The organism is Haloarcula sp. DT43 (assembly GCF_037078405.1).
Classification (GTDB): domain Archaea; phylum Halobacteriota; class Halobacteria; order Halobacteriales; family Haloarculaceae; genus Haloarcula; species Haloarcula brevis.
Genome location: NZ_JAYMGZ010000004.1, coordinates 168,790 through 182,905, shown reverse-complemented (window position 1 = coordinate 182,905; position 14,116 = coordinate 168,790). Strand labels below are relative to the sequence as shown.

Below are 14,116 nucleotides of genomic sequence, written 5' to 3'. Positions count from 1 at the left end.
GTCGCTCGGAACCCAGCGAGACGAGAAGTCGTTGCGGTCAGCGTCCGGCGGCCGCAGGCCGCCGTTTCACGGCTTCGCGGCGTCGCCGCGGAGTCGCCTTTTTCGCCCACGTTTTTCGGGGAGCCTTCCCACAGCGCGCTCGTAGAGCGCGCGAGGAAAGGCGACGACGAAAAAGGTGGTCTAGTAGAACTCGCGGACGAGGTCCATCGCGCCCTCGGGCGCGCCGTCGGGAATCTCGGCCATCGAGCCCTCGACGCCCTCGCGCTCCTCGAACGGGACCGAGTCCTCGTCCTGGTAGAGGACGCCCATGTACTCCTTGTCGCTTTCGAGGATCTTGTCCTTGGCCTGGTCGCGGTTCGACGGGTCGTGGTCGGTCTCGTCCAGGTCGACGATGGCGTCGCGGAAGTAGTCGTAGGTGTCCACGTCGTTGAACGTCACGCAGGGCGAGTAGACGTTGACGAAGCCGAAGCCGTCGTGTTCGACGGCCTGCTGGACGATTTCGGCGTGGCGCTGTGCGTTCGAGGAGAACGACTGCGCGATGAACGTCGCGCCGGAGGCCAGGGCCAGCGCCTTGGGATTGACCGGCGGCTGGTTCGGCCCCTCGGGCGAGGTCGAGGTCTCGAAGTCCTCGCGGCTCGTCGGCGAGGCCTGCCCCTTCGTCAGCCCGTAGATGCGGTTGTCCATCACGACGTAGCTCATATCGACGTTCCGGCGAACGGCGTGGATGAAGTGGCCGGCACCGATTGAGTAGCCGTCGCCGTCGCCGCCCGAGACCATCACTTCGAGGTCCGGGTTGGCCATCTTCACGCCGATGCCCACGGGCAGTGCGCGGCCGTGGACGCCGTGGAGCGCGTAGCTGTGCATGTAGGTGCCGATTTTGCCGGAACAGCCGATACCGGCGACGATGAAGGTGTTGTCGGGGTCGTTGCCCGTCTCGGCCAGCGCCTTCATCATGCCGTTCATCGTCCCGAAGTCACCGCAGCCGGGACACCAGGTCGGTTGCTTGTCGGATTTGAAGTCTGTGAAGCGAACGTCGGAACTCATTGTGTTGCCTCCGCGGGTGTGTCGAGCGTCTGCTTGATTTCGGTCGCCAGTTCGTCTGCCTTGAACCGCACGCCGTTGTACTTGTTGATGCGCTGGACCCGTTCGAGGACGTCGTGTTCGATGATGTCCGCGAACTGGCCGGTGGCGTTACACTCGACGACGATGACGTCCTCGGCCGCCTCGATTTCCTCGGTGAGGTCCGGCCGCGGGAAGATGTACGGGACGGAGATGAACCGCACGTCGTAGCCGTCCTCCTCGAGCAGTGTCAGGCCTTCCCGGAGCGCGCCTTCGTTGGAGCCCCAGGAGATGACCAGCGTGTCCGCGTCGGAGTCGCCGAACTCGCGGTAGTCGAAGTCCTCCTGTTCGCGGGCGGTCTCGACTTTCCGCTGGCGTTTGTCGACCTGTTCGATGCGGACGTCCGTGTCCTCCGTCCGGCGACCGAGTTCGTCGTGTTCGAGGCCGGTCGTCATGTGCGCGCCGTCGGTCGTCCCAGGGAACGCACGCGGCGAGACGCCGTCGGCGGCGGCGAAGTGGGCCTGGAAGCGCCCCTTCTCGTCGAGCCAGGCGTCGATGTCGTTCTCGTCGACGACCTTGCCGCGGTCGATTTCGACCTCGTCCATGTCGAAGGTCTCGGGGGCGAACGTCTGCTCCGTGACCGCCATCGCGAGGTCCGAGACGAGGAACACCGGCGTCTGGTACTTCTCGGCGAGGTTGAACGCCTCGACGGTCTTCCAGAAGCACTCCGAAACCGTGGTCGGCGCGACGACGAACCGCGGAATCTCGCCGTGGCCGCCGTACAGTGTCATATTGAGGTCGCCCTGTTCCTGCTTTGTCGGCATCCCGGTCGAGGGACCGGACCGCATCACGTCACAGATGACCAGCGGGGTCTCGCTCGTGGCGACCAGCCCGAACGTCTCGGTCATCAGGTCGATACCCGGGCCGGACGTGGCGGTCATGGCTCGGGCACCGGCGCGGGCCGCGCCAAGCGCCATGTTGATGGCCGAGAGTTCGTCTTCGGCCTGGACGACCTTCCCGCCGAACTGGTCGACGCGGCCGGTCATGTACTCCATCACGTCCGTCGCTGGGGTGATGGGGTAGCCGGCGTAGAAGCGACAGCCGGCGGCGATAGCGCCCATGCCGATGGCCTCGTCGCCGTTCAGCAGGACGTAGTCGTTGTCGGTCGTCTCCATGTCGTAGTCGAAGTCCTCGTCGTACTCCTCGCGGACGTACTCCTGGCCCTTCCGGGCGGCTTCCTTGTTGTTCTCGACGATGGCCTCGCCCTTGTCGCCGAAGCGCTTTTGCAGGCTTTCGTCGAGGTTCTCGATTGGGAAGCCAGTGACTTCACACGCCGCCCCGAGGGCGACGACGTTGAGCATGATGGCCCCACCCGCGTCCTCGGCCAGTCGTTTCAGCGGTACTTCGAGCGCCGTCGCGTCACCGGGGACCTCCACGTCCTGCATCGTCGAGCGCTCGCCGTCGTAGATGATGACGGAGTCCTCGTGGAGTTCGTCCTCGTTCTCGTGGATGGTGCGCTCTGTGAGTGCGATCAGGATGTCCAGGCGGTCGACGACACTCTCGACCCGGTCGACCGACGTCCGTACCTTGTAGGCAGTGTACCCGCCGCGGATGCGGGAGGCGAAGTCCTTTGAGGTGAAGACGTGCCGACCAGCCCGGGAGAGTGCCTGCGCGAAGATCTTCCCGGTGGAGTCGATTCCATCGCCGGCTTCGCCGCCGATGGCCCAGTTCAGGTCCTCTGGCATTATACCGCACGGGTAGCCAGCGTGGTAGGAAAAGCCTTCCGTAACCGCCCGCGAGCGGGCTACTCGTTTCCGAGTGAAAACCGGCAGATTTCGCTGCCAGCCGGCCGTATTTCCCGCGTACCGGAATGCGCAACCCGGCCTTTCAGCACTGTGGAACGCGGGGCGACCGTAACCCCCTTGGCCGGGCGCGGCAACTGCCGGATATGGATGAACGCGAACTCGACGTGGTGGGCGTTCGGGACGTCGGACCGGACACCGTGGCGATTGACTTCGAGACCCCGGAGGCGTTCGACGCGCAGCCGGGCCAGTTCGTCAAACTGACGCTGACCGTCGACGGGGAGGACGTCTCGCGGTTCTACACCATCTCCTCGCCGACGGTGGCGGAGACGTTCGAGATTACCGTCGGCATCGACCCCGACGGGGAGCTTGCGCCCCAGCTCGGCGCGCTCGAAGCGGGCGACGGCGTCCGCATCGCCGGGCCGTTCGGGTCGGACTACTACGAGGGTGAGAGCCGCGTCGTCGTGCTGGCGGGGGGCCCCGGCGTCGGCCCGGCGGTCGGTATCGCCGAGCGTGCCCTCGACGACGGCAACGAGGCCGCCGTCGTGTACCAGGACGACACGCCGGTCCACGAGGACCGACTGGACGCGCTAGCCGAGGCGGGCGCATTCGTCCGCGTCGTCGGGGCCGACGAGGACCTCACGGACCACGTCGGCGAGGCTGTCGACGGCGGCGGGCAGGTCTTCATCTACGGCTTCGCGGACTTCCTCGACGCCGCCACGGAAGCGCTCGAAGCCGCCGGCGTCGACACCGACGACGCCAAGGTCGAGAACTTCGGGTAGCTACGCCTCGTCGCCGGCGTCGGCCGACCGGACGGTCAGGACGGGCACCGGCGCGGTCCGGACGAGTTTCTCCGTGACGCTGCCGAGCAGGTAGCGGTCGATACCGGTCCGGCCGTGGGTCCCGATGACGACGAGGTCCACGTCGTTGTCGTCGATGGCCTGGAGGATGACCCGGTAGGGAATCCCGTGGGCGACGGCCGTCTTGACCGCCCCAACGCCCTGGTCGTAGAGGCGCTCCGACGCGGTGGCGACGGCGTCCTCGGCGATGGACTCCAGTTCGTCGATGATGACGGTCGACCCCACGTCGATACCAAGCGACCGCGTGTCCACGGCCGACAGCACGTGGACCGTCGCGTCGGTCTCGCCAGCGAGGGCCGCGGTCGGCTCAATCGCCGCCTCGGCCCCGCTGCTGCCGTCGGTCGGGAGCAGGATGTCGTCGAAGCGCACCCCGCCCGGCTCGGCGTCGGCCTTGACCGAGAGGACCGGCACGTCGGACAGACGGACCACTTTCTCGGTGACGCTCCCGAGCAGGTAGCGCCGGACGCCGGTGCGGCCGTGGGTCCCCATGACGACGAGGTCGACACCGCGCTCGTCGGCGTAGTCGAGGATTTCCTCGTGGACGACGCCCTCCCGCACGGCGGACGTCACCTCGATGCCGTCGGCCGCGTCCGACTGCTCGTCGAGGAACGCCGCCGCGGGGGAGTCGCCGTCGTAGTCCCACTCGCCGTCGCTCGGGCCGTGTTCGTCGACCACGGCGAGGACGTGGACGGCCGAGCCGTACTGCTTCGCGAGGGTCGCCGCGGCCTCGAAGGCCCGCTGGGAACCCGGACTGTCGTCGATAGGGACCAGGATAGTATCGAACATCGCGTATCGACCCGGTGTTCGACGGCGGTCGTGATAAAGTGTCGTGGCGAGGAAGTGTCCGCCCGATAGTCACATTTAGGGAACGGACGGCCGACAGTCGATGCATGTCAACCGTCCGCAGACTCGTCATCGACGTGTTGAAGCCTCACGACCCGCCGCTTATCGACTTCACCGAGCGCATCACCGCCGAACACACCGTCGTGGGCGTGACCGCGTCGCTGGTCGAACGGGACAAGGAGGTACAGAACGTCAAACTCACGATAGAGGGCGACGGCGTCGACTACGAATCGATACGGGAGGCGGTCGAGGAACTCGGCGCGTCGGTCCACTCCGTCGACGAGGTGAGTTGCGGCGAGCGCATCATCGAGGAGCGCTCGACGTTTCAGGACCGCTGAGCCGTGGTCTCGATACGGCAGTTGGTGACGCGCCTCCTCGGAAAGGAGGACGTGCGCGCCATCTCCCGGCGGTACTTCATCTCCAACGGGTTCGACGGGACGCTGACGAGCATCGGCATCGTCGTCGGGGCGGTGCTGTCGGGCGTGAGCGACGGCGTCACCGTCGTCCAAATCGGCCTCGGGGCGGCCGTCGGCCTCGGCACGTCGGCGGTCTGGAGCGTCTGGGAGATAGAGCGCGCCGAGACCCGCGCCGAGATTCTCCGCATCGAACAGGCCATGCTGGCGGACCTGGACGACACCCGCATCCAGCGCGAGCAGCGCGGCGCGCGCGTCCTGCACGCGACGATGAGCGGCCTCGGCCCGCTCATCGGCATCGCCGTTCCGCTGGTCCCGTTCTTCTTCGAGGGCACGCTGCTGACGATGGGCGAGGCCGCGCTGGTCGCCGTCGGCCTCGGCGTCGGCGTCCTCGGGGTGTTCGGCGCGTACATGGGCTCTATCTCGGGCCAGCGCTGGTACATCGCGGCGGCCCGGATGGGCTTAGCCGGCCTGGTCGTGGCCGTCATCAACTACCTCATGCCGGGCTGAGTCCGGGTCGACGCGCCTGACTCCCCACCCGACGAGGGCGAGCAGCGGCGCGCCGACGGCGAGCGTCCCCGCGATGAGTCCCCAGTCGGCGACGCCGAGCGCGACCGTCCCGAAGTACTGCCGGAGCGGCGTGTAGAGGATTGCGAGGTGGAGGGCGAGCGACGCGGCGACGGACGCGGCCAGCCACGGGTTCGAGCGCAGCGGCGTGTCCCGCGTCCAGCGCACCACGTAGAGCTTCACGAACTCCAGCGCGACGAACCCGGTGAACACCATCGTCATGGCGTAGGGCGTGACCGACGGCGCGCCGTCGAGCGTGTACGTCATCAGTCCCAGCATGAGCGCCGTGGCGACCAGCCCCATGCCGCCGATGAGCGTCAGCATCGGCCGGTCGACGATGCCCGTCTCGCCGGAGCGGGGCTCGCGGTCCATCACGTCGCCGGAGGGGTCGGCCCCGAGTGCGAGCGCCGGCAGGCCGTCGGTCAGGAGGTTTATCCACAGCAGTTGCACCGCCGGGAGGATGAGGTAGCCAAAGAGCGACGCGATGAACACGAGCAGCACCTCGGCAGCGTTCGCGCTCAGCAGGTAGGCGACGAACTTCCAGACGTTGTCGAAGATGGTCCGCCCGCGGCGGATGGCGTTGCGGATGGTCGCGTAGTTGTCGTCGAGCAGGACGATGTCGCTGGCCTCCTTCGCCACGTCCGTCCCCCGGACGCCCATCGCGATACCGATGTCGGCGTTTTTCAGCGCCGGCGCGTCGTTGACCCCGTCGCCGGTCATCGCCACGGCGTGGCCGTTGCCCTGCAGCGCCTTGAGCACGCGGACCTTGTGCGTCGGCTCCATCCGGGCGAACACGTCGACCGCTTCGGCGCGCTTGGCGAGCGCTTCGTCGTCCATCTCGGCGACCTCCGTGCCGGTCAGCACGTCGGACTCGATGCCGATTTCGGCCGCGATGGCTGACGCCGTCACCGCGTTGTCGCCCGTGACCATCTTCACGTCGATCCCGGCGCGATGCGTGTCTGCGATGGCGTCCTTGACGGCCGACCGCGGGGGGTCGATGAGCCCCTGCAGGCCGACGAAGACGAGGTTCTCCTCGGGGCCGCCGTCCTCGCCGCAGTCCTTGTACGCGAACCCGAGCACGCGGAGCGCGTCGCCGGCGAAGGCGTCGACTTGCTCGACGATTCGCTCGCGGGTCGCGTCGTCCAGTTCGGCCGGGCCGTCGGCGGTGAGCACCCGCGTCGAGCGGTCGAGGACCACCTGCGGCGCGCCCTTGACGTAGATCTCCTCGTCGTGGACCGTCGCCATCCGCCGGCGCTCTGAGGAGAAGGACACTTCGTCGGTCCGCGGGCGCTCCTCGCGGAGTGCCTCGACGTCGATCCCGCATCCGCTCGCGCCGGCGACCAGCGCCCGCTCGGTCGGGTCCCCGTCGTCGCCCGTGGCGTCGTTACACAGCACGCCGATTTCGAGCAGGCGGCGGAGTCGCCCGTCCTCGACGCTGGACGGTCGGTCCTCGCCGCCGAAGCGGGTCACGTCGTCGTCCACCCACGCGGCCCGGAGGCGCATCTCCCCCTCGGTCAGCGTCCCGGTCTTGTCCGTACAGACCACGTCAACCGCGCCCAGCCCCTCGACGGCTGGAAGCGTCCGCACCAGCGCGTTCTCGTCGGCCATCCGCCGGACGCCGAGCGCGAGCGTCAGCGTCACGACCGCCGGCAGTCCCTCCGGAATGGCCGCGACGGCGAGCGAGATCGCGGTCAGCGCCGCCTGAACGAGCGCTGTCCCGCCCAGATACAGCAGCGGGACGATGATCGCCGAGAGCGCGGCCACGCCGAGACCGAGGCGTCGGCCGAGCGTGTCGAGGTCGCGTTGCAGCGGCGTCTGGCTGTCCTCGGCGCTGAGCAGTTCCGTCGCGATCGCGCCCATCTCCGTCGCCATCCCGGTCTCGACGACGACGGCGACGGCGCTCCCCCGCGTGACGCTCGTCCCCTTGTACAGCACGCTCGTGCGCTCGGCAAGCGGCGTCCCCTCGTCGACCGGCTCCACGCCCTTCTCGACGGGCATGCTCTCGCCGGTCAGCGCCGCCTCGTCGACTTCGAGCGACTGCGCCTCGACAACGCGACAGTCGGCCGGCACGACGTCGCCCTGCTGGAGGACGACCACGTCGCCGGGGACGAGCTCGGTCGCGTCCACCGACTGCTCGGTCCCGTCCCGCCGAACCGTCACCTCGGGCGTCGCGAGTTCGCGGAGCGCTTCTAAGCTCTGCTCGGCCCGGTACTCCTGGACGAAGCCGAAGACGCCGTTCCCGAGCAGGATGATCCCGATGAGCACCGCGTCGACGGTGTGTCCGATGGCGACCGACAGCGCAGCGGCGCCGAGGAGGACCCAGATGAGGGCGCTGGAGAACTGCGCCAGGAAGACCCGAAGCGGGCTCCGACCCTCGCTCGACGTGATCTCGTTCGGTCCGCCTGCGTCGAGACGTGAAGCCGCGGCGTCGCTATCCAGACCGCTCTCGGTGCTGTCGAGCGCGTCGAATACGTCCCCGACCGGGCGCGCGTACCAGTGCGTGTCGCTCCCGCCTGCGCGCTCGTCGCTGGGCCGGTCGAGCGACTGCGCTCCGCTCTCGCCGGCCGACTGCGTCCCGGTGTCCGACATCGAGCGGTCAGGTGCCGCGCTGGAGCTCTTCGCGGGCGGTCAGCTCGTCCGGCACCAGCCGGAAGAACTCGAAGGTGACCTCGCGGACCGGGCGGTCGAACACGTCGACGAGCGGGATGTCGACGCGCTCGAAGCCGTCGAGGACCTCGCTCGTGATGTCGGCGCGCGACGCGTCTTCGAGGCGACCGCTGGCGACGACGCTCTTCCAGGGCTCCTCGCCGTCGCCGTAGGTCACGAACGTCACCGGGCGGCCGTCGAGGTGCCCCTTCTCGCTGTCGCGGTTCGCGGCCAGACGGAAGTAGAAGACCCCCGACTCGGGGTCGTACCCGTACGAGACGGGAGCCGCGTACGGGGCCGTCTCCTCGTCCACCGCGATCGACAGGACCCCGGTTCCGCCGACTCCGAGGAACGCGTCCCGGTCGTCGGCACTCATCTCGGCGCGATTCGTTTCAGCCATACGAGATATCACTCGCCGATAGTAAATAAAGCCCCACGCGCGGGCCGGTCGGTCAGGACGCTCGCCGACGGAATAAGACATATAACGGTCGGTTGCGAACTGTTCCCATGCGCGAGGCAAGTCGGACGACGCGCCAGCGCATCGCTGACCAACTACGCGACGAAGCGATGGCCGCCGGGACAATCGCGAACGCCTTCGAGATACAGACCAGCGACGCGCTCACGCACGTCGAACACATCGCGAAATCCCTGGAATCGACCGACGAACAGCTGCTGGTCGCGCCGCCGGAGTGCGAGGAGTGTGGCTTCACGGACTTCGACGACCTGACGAACCGGCCGAGCCGGTGCCCGGAGTGCAAGTGCGAGTCGGTCGCCGAACCGGCGTACCGCATCAGCTGACGCGGCACGACGCGCCGGCGTCAGTTGCCGGAGAAGCCGATGCGGCCGCGCGAGGAGCGGTCGTGGTCGCCCGAGGGGCCCTGCTGCTCGAACTCGTAGCGGTCGTCGGTGAGGTAGACGACGCCGTCCTCGACGGTAACCGACACCTCCTCCAAAACTGCGCCCTCACAGGGGCCGAAGTTACACAGGCCCGAGTCCGACTCGAACGTCGCGCCGTGTTTCTCACACACCAGCTCGCCGTCGCGGACCGTCGCGCCGTCGCCCTTGTCGAGGCGGATGTCCCGCCAGTGGGGGCAGTAGTTCTCGAACGCGACGACGGCGTCGGTCAACTGCACGACGAACGCCTCCGTCGTGTCGAAGCCGTCCCGGACAGTGAACAGGAACGTCCCGTCCTCGGGAACCTCCTCCAGCGCGACGATGCGGCTGTCCTCGTCCATGCTGGTCCCCCGTATGGGGCTCGGGGGTTTCAAACCGCCGGTCCGGGCGACAGTTGCGGACACGGCGGGGCGTCGCTCAGTAGTGCTCGGCCTCGATGCGCTCGTCGAACAGCCGCTGGAGGAGCTTCGTCATCGGACCCGTCCCCACGGGGATGCCGTCGACGGTTTCGACCGGGCGAATCTCCCACGTCGAGTTAGTCAGAAACGCCTCGTCGGCGTCCCGCAGGGCGTCGAGCGAGTAGTGGCCGGTCTCGACCGGGAAGTCCTCGGCGCGCGCGAGGTCCATCACGACGTCGCGGGTCACGCCGGGGAGCAGGTCGAGGTCGGTACTCGGCGTCCGGAGACCGTTGTCCGTGACGAAAAAGAGGTTGCTCGTCGCGCCCTCGGCCAGATTGCCGTCGGTGTCCCGGATGAGGCACTCGTCGGCTGGGTCGCCGCCCGCAGCCGCCTTCCGGAGTTCGAGGCGGCCGAGGATGCCGTTGAGGTAGTTGTGGGTCTTCGCGTCCGCCGGGACGGCCTCGCCGGGAATCCGCCGGGTCCGCACCGTCTGGACCGCCGCCGGCCCGTCCCAGACGCGCTCGCCCTCCAGTCCGCCCCGCGGGAGTCCCTTGCAGACGACGACGACCGTCGGGTCGACGTCGGGGCCGGGCGTGAGTTTCCCGGGCTGAACCCCGCGCGTGACAGAGAGTCGAACGTAGGCTTCCGTGAGGTCGTTCGCTTCGAGCGTCTCGTCGACGCGCGCCCGGAGGTCGTCTGGGACGGCATCGGCGAAGCCCAGCGTCTCGGCGGTCCGCTGGAGTCGCTCGCGGTGGGCGTCCCACGCGAAGGGGGCGCCCCCGTAGGCCCGGAGCGTCTCGAACGCCGCGTCGCCGTACATGAACCCGCGGTCGCGCACCGATACCGTCGCCTCGTCCGCGGGGACGAGGTCGCCGTCTACGTGGTATTGCATAGCAGGCAGAAGTTCTCTATCATGGTCTTGCCGTGGTCGGTCAGGATGCTCTCGGGGTGGAACTGGACGCCGACGTGGGGGCGGTCGTCGTGGCGCACGCCCATGACGACGCTGGCCTCGTCGGTACCGCCCTGGCCGTCGACATCGGTCGGCTCGGCGCTGTCCTCGTCCCCGTCGGTGACGGTGTAGGCCGTCTCGGTCAGCACGTCGGGCAGGGCCTCGCGGTCGACGGCGAGAGAGTGGTAGCGGCCGACCTCGACGGGGTCCGGGAGGTCCGCGAACACGCCGGTGCCGTCGTGGGTGACCGACGAGGACTTGCCGTGGACGACCGCCTCGGCGTGGCCGACCGGTGCGCCGTTGGCCGCACACAGCGCCTGGTGACCGAGACAGACGCCCAGCGTCGGATACGTCAGCTCCTCGAATATCGGCATCGAGACGCCGGCGTCCTCGGGGGTGCCTGGTCCCGGCGAGACGACGATGCCGTCGGGGTCCAGTTCGCGGATGCCCTCGACATCGATGGCGTCGTTGCGCCGGACCACGACGTCGTCAGCTGTCCCGCCCAGGCGCAGGACCACCTCGCCGACGTACTGGACGAGGTTGTACGCGAACGAGTCGTAGTTGTCGACGACGAGCACGGTCGGCGCGAGCGCGTCCCGGTCGCCGCCCGTCGCGTCCGCGCCGCTCATGCCGCGTCCTCCATGTCGAGGTCGACACGTCGCCCCAGCGCCTCGTCGACGGCATTGACGAGCGCGCGGCCCTTGTCGAGCGTCTCCTGATACTCGCTGTCCGGGTCCGAGTCGTGGACGATGCCCGCCCCCACGCGGAGGTGGTACTCCTCGGCGTACCGCACGAGCGTCCTGATGACGATGTTCAGCGTCGCCCGGCCGTCGAAGCCGAAGATGCCGATAGCGCCGGTGTACGGCCCCCGTCGGGTGGCTTCGGCCTCGTCGATTATCTCCATCGTCCGGGGCTTGGGCGCGCCGGTGATGGTCCCGCCGGGGAACACCGCGGCGATGGCGTCCGCCAAGGTTGCGCCGTCGCGCAGTCGCCCCTCGACGACGGAGACGAGATGCATCACCTCGGAGTAGCGGTCGACGCGGCGGTAGTCCGACACCTCGACGCTGCCGAACGCGCTGACTTTTCCGAGGTCGTTTCGCTCCAGGTCGACGAGCATCGCGTGTTCGGCCCGCTCCTTTGCGTCGTCGAGCAGGTCCGCCTCCAGGCGCTCGTCCGCGGCCGGCGTGTCGCCTCGGGGCCGCGTCCCGGCGATGGGTTCGGTCTCGATTCTGTCGCCCTCGCGGTGCAGGAGCAGTTCCGGGCTGGCGCTGACGAGGTCGACGCCGGGGAACTCAACGAGCGCGGAGTAGGGCGCGGGGTTCACGGTCCGAAGCGCGTCGAAGGCCTCGACCGGGTGGACCGCCGCGGGGGCGCGGAGGCGCTGAGAGACGTTCGCCTGGAACGTGTCGCCGTCGCGGATGTACTGCTTGACGGTGCGGACCCGGTCGGCGAAGGCCTCGCGCGTGCAATCACTCTCGAAGGTCGCCTCGTCGGCCTCGACCGGTGGGTCGCCGACGCTCGGGTCGCCCTCGACGGCCGCCCGCGCCAGGTCCAGCGCGTGTTGCTTGCCGAACTCGTAGGCCAGTGCGGGCGTCTCGAAGTCACCGACTCGCGGGCAGGCCGTCACGCGCAGCGTCGTCGACTCGCCCCGGGGTTCCTCCCAGGCGGCGAAGCGGTCGTACCGGGCCACCTGCAGGTTCGGGAGCGCGCGGTCGGCGTCGGCGCTGTCTGGCAGCGACTCCAGTTCGCGGGCCACGTCGTAGGAGAGCCACCCGACAGCCCCGCAAGGATAGGGCACGTCACAGTCCCCGCGGACCAGGCGCTCGCCGTCGAGAAACTCGGTCAGCGCGGCGAGGGTCCCGCCCGCGGCCGGGTCGACCTCGCGGAAGTCCGCCGGGGCCGTCCCGAAGTAGCCCCAGCCGGACTGGCCGCCGGTAGTCGCCAGATACACGCCGCCGGTCCCGTCGCGCGCCCGGCGGTAGGCGAGAAACGGGTCCTCGATGTCGACCCGGACCTCGACTGGGACGCGGGCCGACGGGGGCGCGTCGGCTGCGAGGTCCGTGAACGCGGTCCGGTCGGTCTCGACCGATGGCATTACAGTACGGAAGCACTGCCGCGACTAATTCCCTTGCGGTTCGGCGAGTCCGCGCTACCGCCGTCCGTCACTCGAAAAGCGGCGGTGTCAGTGGCCCTGGGCCCGCTCGACCCAGCCCGAGACGCGGCTTTCGGAGAGGTCGGTGTCCGCGGCGATGTCGGCCGCGTCCGCGGCGGCCAGGTCGCCGACGGTCTCGATGCCGATGCCGGCGAGCCGGTCGGCGTAGGCGGGGCCGATACCCTTGATGTCCGTGACAGGGGCGGTACTTCCCGTATCGTCGGCCTCGTCTTCCTCGTCGGCTTCGGTTACCTCGGTGTCATCGCCTGTCTCGTCGGCGTCGTCGGCTTCCGTCTCCGAATCGGACCCCGAGACCGTCTCCGTGGACGTCTCCCCGGCTTCGGCCGTCGACTCGTCGTCGGCCTCACCTGATGACGGCGTGGTCTCCGACTCGTCGGAGTGTGCGGCTGTCGCATTCCCGTCCGCCGATTCGTCGCCGGCTCCGTCCCCGGTGCCGGTCGCGCTGGCCTCGGCAGTCGTCGCGGTGTTCGTCCCCTTCACAGCGTCTTCGTCTTCAGTAGAGGGCTCCCGCTCGACGGTCACGTCCACGTCGCGATTGGTCCCGGACGTGGATGACCCGCTCCCGTCAAGCCCGAGGGCGGATTTCAATTTCTGAAGCAGACCCATACATGAACGTATTTATCCACCACACAAATCTCTTGCTGGTGGTCGGCTTCGCTACAGGTACTCGCGCAACCGTCCGTTCATCCGGTCTACGGGCGCGTCCTCGCCGGTCCACCGTTCGAACGCCTCGACGCCCTGATACAGGAGCATCCACGCGCCGTCGACCGTCGTCGCGCCCGCGGCCGCCGCGTCCCTGAGCAGACGGGTCTCGATTGGCGTGTAGACGGCGTCGAGCACCGCGAGGTCGCCGTGGAGCGCGTCCGCGGGGACCGGCGTCTCGTCTTCCTCCATGCCGACGCTGGTACAGTTGACGAGGACGTCGGCGTCCGCCAGCAGGTCCGACAGCGAGTCGAGCCCGTGCCCGGTCGCGCCCGGGACCTCGTCGGCGAGCGCGTCGGCCTTCGACTCGGTGCGGTTCGCAATCCGCACCGACAGCCCCTCGTCGGCGAGGCCGAACGCGACCGCCCGCCCCGCGCCGCCGGCACCGACGACGACCGCCGTGCCGGACAGCGACACGCCGTGGTGCTCCAGGGCCCGAACCGCGCCGACGGCGTCGGTGTTGTAGCCAGTCGGCGTCCCGCCGGCGAAGTCGATGGTGTTGACCGCGCCGATGCGCTCGGCGAGCGGAGCCGGGTCGACGGCGTTTAGCACGTCCTGTTTGAACGGGATGGTTACGTTGAGACCGTCGATGCCGAGCGTCCGGGCCGCTTCGACGGCTTCGGCACCGGCGTCGACCGGCGGTTCGAACGTGACATAGCGCGCGTCGAGCCCCAGCGCCTCGTAGCCAGCCTCGTGCATCGGCGGCGACAGCGAGTGGCCGACCGGGTTTCCGAGGAGTCCGTAAACGTCCATACCAACGCCAGCGCGCCCCGGTCGTATGAACGCCACGCTCTCGGGAGCCGGCGGGTC

General features: G+C 68.9%; 15 protein-coding genes. 4 read left to right on the top strand and 11 right to left on the bottom strand.

Going from position 1 to position 14,116, the window contains the following annotated elements:
* Nucleotides 1-180: 180 nt before the first annotated feature.
* Nucleotides 181-1,044, bottom strand: coding sequence for a 2-oxoacid:ferredoxin oxidoreductase subunit beta (locus VI123_RS15545; protein WP_336338979.1), 864 nt, complete (start codon nt 1,042-1,044; stop codon nt 181-183).
* Nucleotides 1,041-2,804 (bottom strand): 2-oxoacid:acceptor oxidoreductase subunit alpha, encoded by a 1,764-nt coding sequence (locus tag VI123_RS15540; RefSeq protein WP_336338978.1) that lies wholly within the window; start codon nt 2,802-2,804, stop codon nt 1,041-1,043. The genes VI123_RS15545 and VI123_RS15540 overlap by 4 nt, the downstream gene beginning before the upstream one ends.
* Nucleotides 2,805-3,007: 203 nt before the next feature.
* On the opposite strand from VI123_RS15540, the gene VI123_RS15535 reads away from it, so the two are divergent.
* Nucleotides 3,008-3,643 carry an FAD-dependent oxidoreductase gene (locus VI123_RS15535; protein ID WP_336338977.1) on the top strand — a complete coding sequence of 212 codons (636 nt, stop codon included), beginning with the start codon at nt 3,008-3,010 and terminating at the stop codon, nt 3,641-3,643.
* On the opposite strand, the gene VI123_RS15530 is transcribed toward VI123_RS15535, so the two are convergent.
* Nucleotides 3,644-4,507 (bottom strand): universal stress protein, encoded by an 864-nt coding sequence (locus VI123_RS15530; protein WP_336338976.1) that lies wholly within the window; start codon nt 4,505-4,507, stop codon nt 3,644-3,646.
* 104 nt (nt 4,508-4,611) lie between these two features.
* Between VI123_RS15530 and VI123_RS15525 the strand changes: the two genes are divergently transcribed.
* Together VI123_RS15525 and VI123_RS15520 are read left to right on the top strand one after the other, a co-directional pair.
* Complete coding sequence (locus VI123_RS15525) at nt 4,612-4,902, top strand: DUF211 domain-containing protein (protein WP_336338975.1); 291 nt, start codon at nt 4,612-4,614, stop codon at nt 4,900-4,902.
* 3 nt (nt 4,903-4,905) lie between these two features.
* On the top strand, nt 4,906-5,487 hold the full coding sequence (locus tag VI123_RS15520; protein ID WP_336338974.1) for a VIT1/CCC1 transporter family protein: 582 nt from the start codon (nt 4,906-4,908) through the stop codon (nt 5,485-5,487).
* Here VI123_RS15520 and VI123_RS15515 read toward each other — a convergent pair.
* Both VI123_RS15515 and VI123_RS15510 read right to left on the bottom strand, forming a co-directional pair.
* Nucleotides 5,440-8,133, bottom strand: a complete 2,694-nt coding sequence (locus tag VI123_RS15515; RefSeq protein WP_336338973.1) for a cation-translocating P-type ATPase — start codon at nt 8,131-8,133, stop codon at nt 5,440-5,442. The two genes, VI123_RS15520 and VI123_RS15515, sit on opposite strands and share 48 nt — an antisense overlap.
* Nucleotides 8,134-8,140: 7 nt before the next feature.
* Nucleotides 8,141-8,590, bottom strand: coding sequence for a pyridoxamine 5'-phosphate oxidase family protein (locus VI123_RS15510; protein WP_336338972.1), 450 nt, complete (start codon nt 8,588-8,590; stop codon nt 8,141-8,143).
* Nucleotides 8,591-8,697: 107 nt separating this feature from the next.
* Between VI123_RS15510 and VI123_RS15505 the strand changes: the two genes are divergently transcribed.
* Nucleotides 8,698-8,988, top strand: a complete 291-nt coding sequence (locus tag VI123_RS15505; protein WP_336338971.1) for a transcriptional regulator — start codon at nt 8,698-8,700, stop codon at nt 8,986-8,988.
* A gap of 20 nt (nt 8,989-9,008) precedes the next feature.
* Here the strand turns inward: VI123_RS15505 and VI123_RS15500 are convergent, their stop codons facing one another.
* The 6 genes from VI123_RS15500 to VI123_RS15475 all read right to left on the bottom strand — a co-directional run bounded on the left by VI123_RS15500 (nt 9,009) and on the right by VI123_RS15475 (nt 14,059).
* The gene (locus VI123_RS15500) at nt 9,009-9,425 is read right to left on the bottom strand and encodes a Rieske (2Fe-2S) protein (protein WP_336338970.1); all 417 of its coding nucleotides are present in this window, start codon (nt 9,423-9,425) and stop codon (nt 9,009-9,011) included.
* A gap of 76 nt (nt 9,426-9,501) precedes the next feature.
* On the bottom strand, nt 9,502-10,374 hold the full coding sequence (locus tag VI123_RS15495; RefSeq protein ID WP_336338969.1) for an aminotransferase class IV: 873 nt from the start codon (nt 10,372-10,374) through the stop codon (nt 9,502-9,504).
* On the bottom strand, nt 10,359-11,060 hold the full coding sequence (locus tag VI123_RS15490; protein WP_336338968.1) for an anthranilate synthase component II: 702 nt from the start codon (nt 11,058-11,060) through the stop codon (nt 10,359-10,361). Before VI123_RS15490 ends, VI123_RS15495 begins: the two co-directional genes overlap by 16 nt.
* A complete protein-coding gene (gene pabB / locus VI123_RS15485; protein WP_336338967.1) occupies nt 11,057-12,526 on the bottom strand; it encodes an aminodeoxychorismate synthase, component I in 1,470 nt (489 codons plus the stop codon). The genes VI123_RS15490 and pabB overlap by 4 nt, the downstream gene beginning before the upstream one ends.
* Nucleotides 12,527-12,613: 87 nt before the next feature.
* Nucleotides 12,614-13,210: a helix-hairpin-helix domain-containing protein gene (locus tag VI123_RS15480; protein ID WP_336338966.1), complete on the bottom strand. Its 597-nt coding sequence runs from the start codon at nt 13,208-13,210 to the stop codon at nt 12,614-12,616.
* 51 nt (nt 13,211-13,261) lie between these two features.
* Complete coding sequence (locus VI123_RS15475; RefSeq protein ID WP_336338965.1) at nt 13,262-14,059, bottom strand: shikimate dehydrogenase; 798 nt, start codon at nt 14,057-14,059, stop codon at nt 13,262-13,264.
* Nucleotides 14,060-14,116 lie beyond the last annotated feature (57 nt).

Excerpts from the sequence above, each read along its gene's own strand:
- VI123_RS15505 (WP_336338971.1), top strand. The coding sequence starts at position 8,698 with ATGCGCGAGGCAAGTCGGACGACGCGCCAGCGCATCGCTGACCAACTA.
- VI123_RS15510 (WP_336338972.1), bottom strand. The coding sequence starts at position 8,590 with ATGGCTGAAACGAATCGCGCCGAGATGAGTGCCGACGACCGGGACGCG.
- VI123_RS15525 (WP_336338975.1), top strand. The coding sequence starts at position 4,612 with ATGTCAACCGTCCGCAGACTCGTCATCGACGTGTTGAAGCCTCACGAC.
- VI123_RS15535 (WP_336338977.1), top strand. The coding sequence starts at position 3,008 with ATGGATGAACGCGAACTCGACGTGGTGGGCGTTCGGGACGTCGGACCG.
- VI123_RS15500 (WP_336338970.1), bottom strand. The coding sequence starts at position 9,425 with ATGGACGAGGACAGCCGCATCGTCGCGCTGGAGGAGGTTCCCGAGGAC.
- VI123_RS15475 (WP_336338965.1), bottom strand. The coding sequence starts at position 14,059 with ATGGACGTTTACGGACTCCTCGGAAACCCGGTCGGCCACTCGCTGTCG.
- VI123_RS15530 (WP_336338976.1), bottom strand. The coding sequence starts at position 4,507 with ATGTTCGATACTATCCTGGTCCCTATCGACGACAGTCCGGGTTCCCAG.
- VI123_RS15540 (WP_336338978.1), bottom strand. The coding sequence starts at position 2,804 with ATGCCAGAGGACCTGAACTGGGCCATCGGCGGCGAAGCCGGCGATGGA.
- VI123_RS15490 (WP_336338968.1), bottom strand. The coding sequence starts at position 11,060 with ATGAGCGGCGCGGACGCGACGGGCGGCGACCGGGACGCGCTCGCGCCG.
- pabB (WP_336338967.1), bottom strand. The coding sequence starts at position 12,526 with ATGCCATCGGTCGAGACCGACCGGACCGCGTTCACGGACCTCGCAGCC.
- VI123_RS15545 (WP_336338979.1), bottom strand. The coding sequence starts at position 1,044 with ATGAGTTCCGACGTTCGCTTCACAGACTTCAAATCCGACAAGCAACCG.
- VI123_RS15515 (WP_336338973.1), bottom strand. The coding sequence starts at position 8,133 with ATGTCGGACACCGGGACGCAGTCGGCCGGCGAGAGCGGAGCGCAGTCG.
- VI123_RS15495 (WP_336338969.1), bottom strand. The coding sequence starts at position 10,374 with ATGCAATACCACGTAGACGGCGACCTCGTCCCCGCGGACGAGGCGACG.
- VI123_RS15480 (WP_336338966.1), bottom strand. The coding sequence starts at position 13,210 with ATGGGTCTGCTTCAGAAATTGAAATCCGCCCTCGGGCTTGACGGGAGC.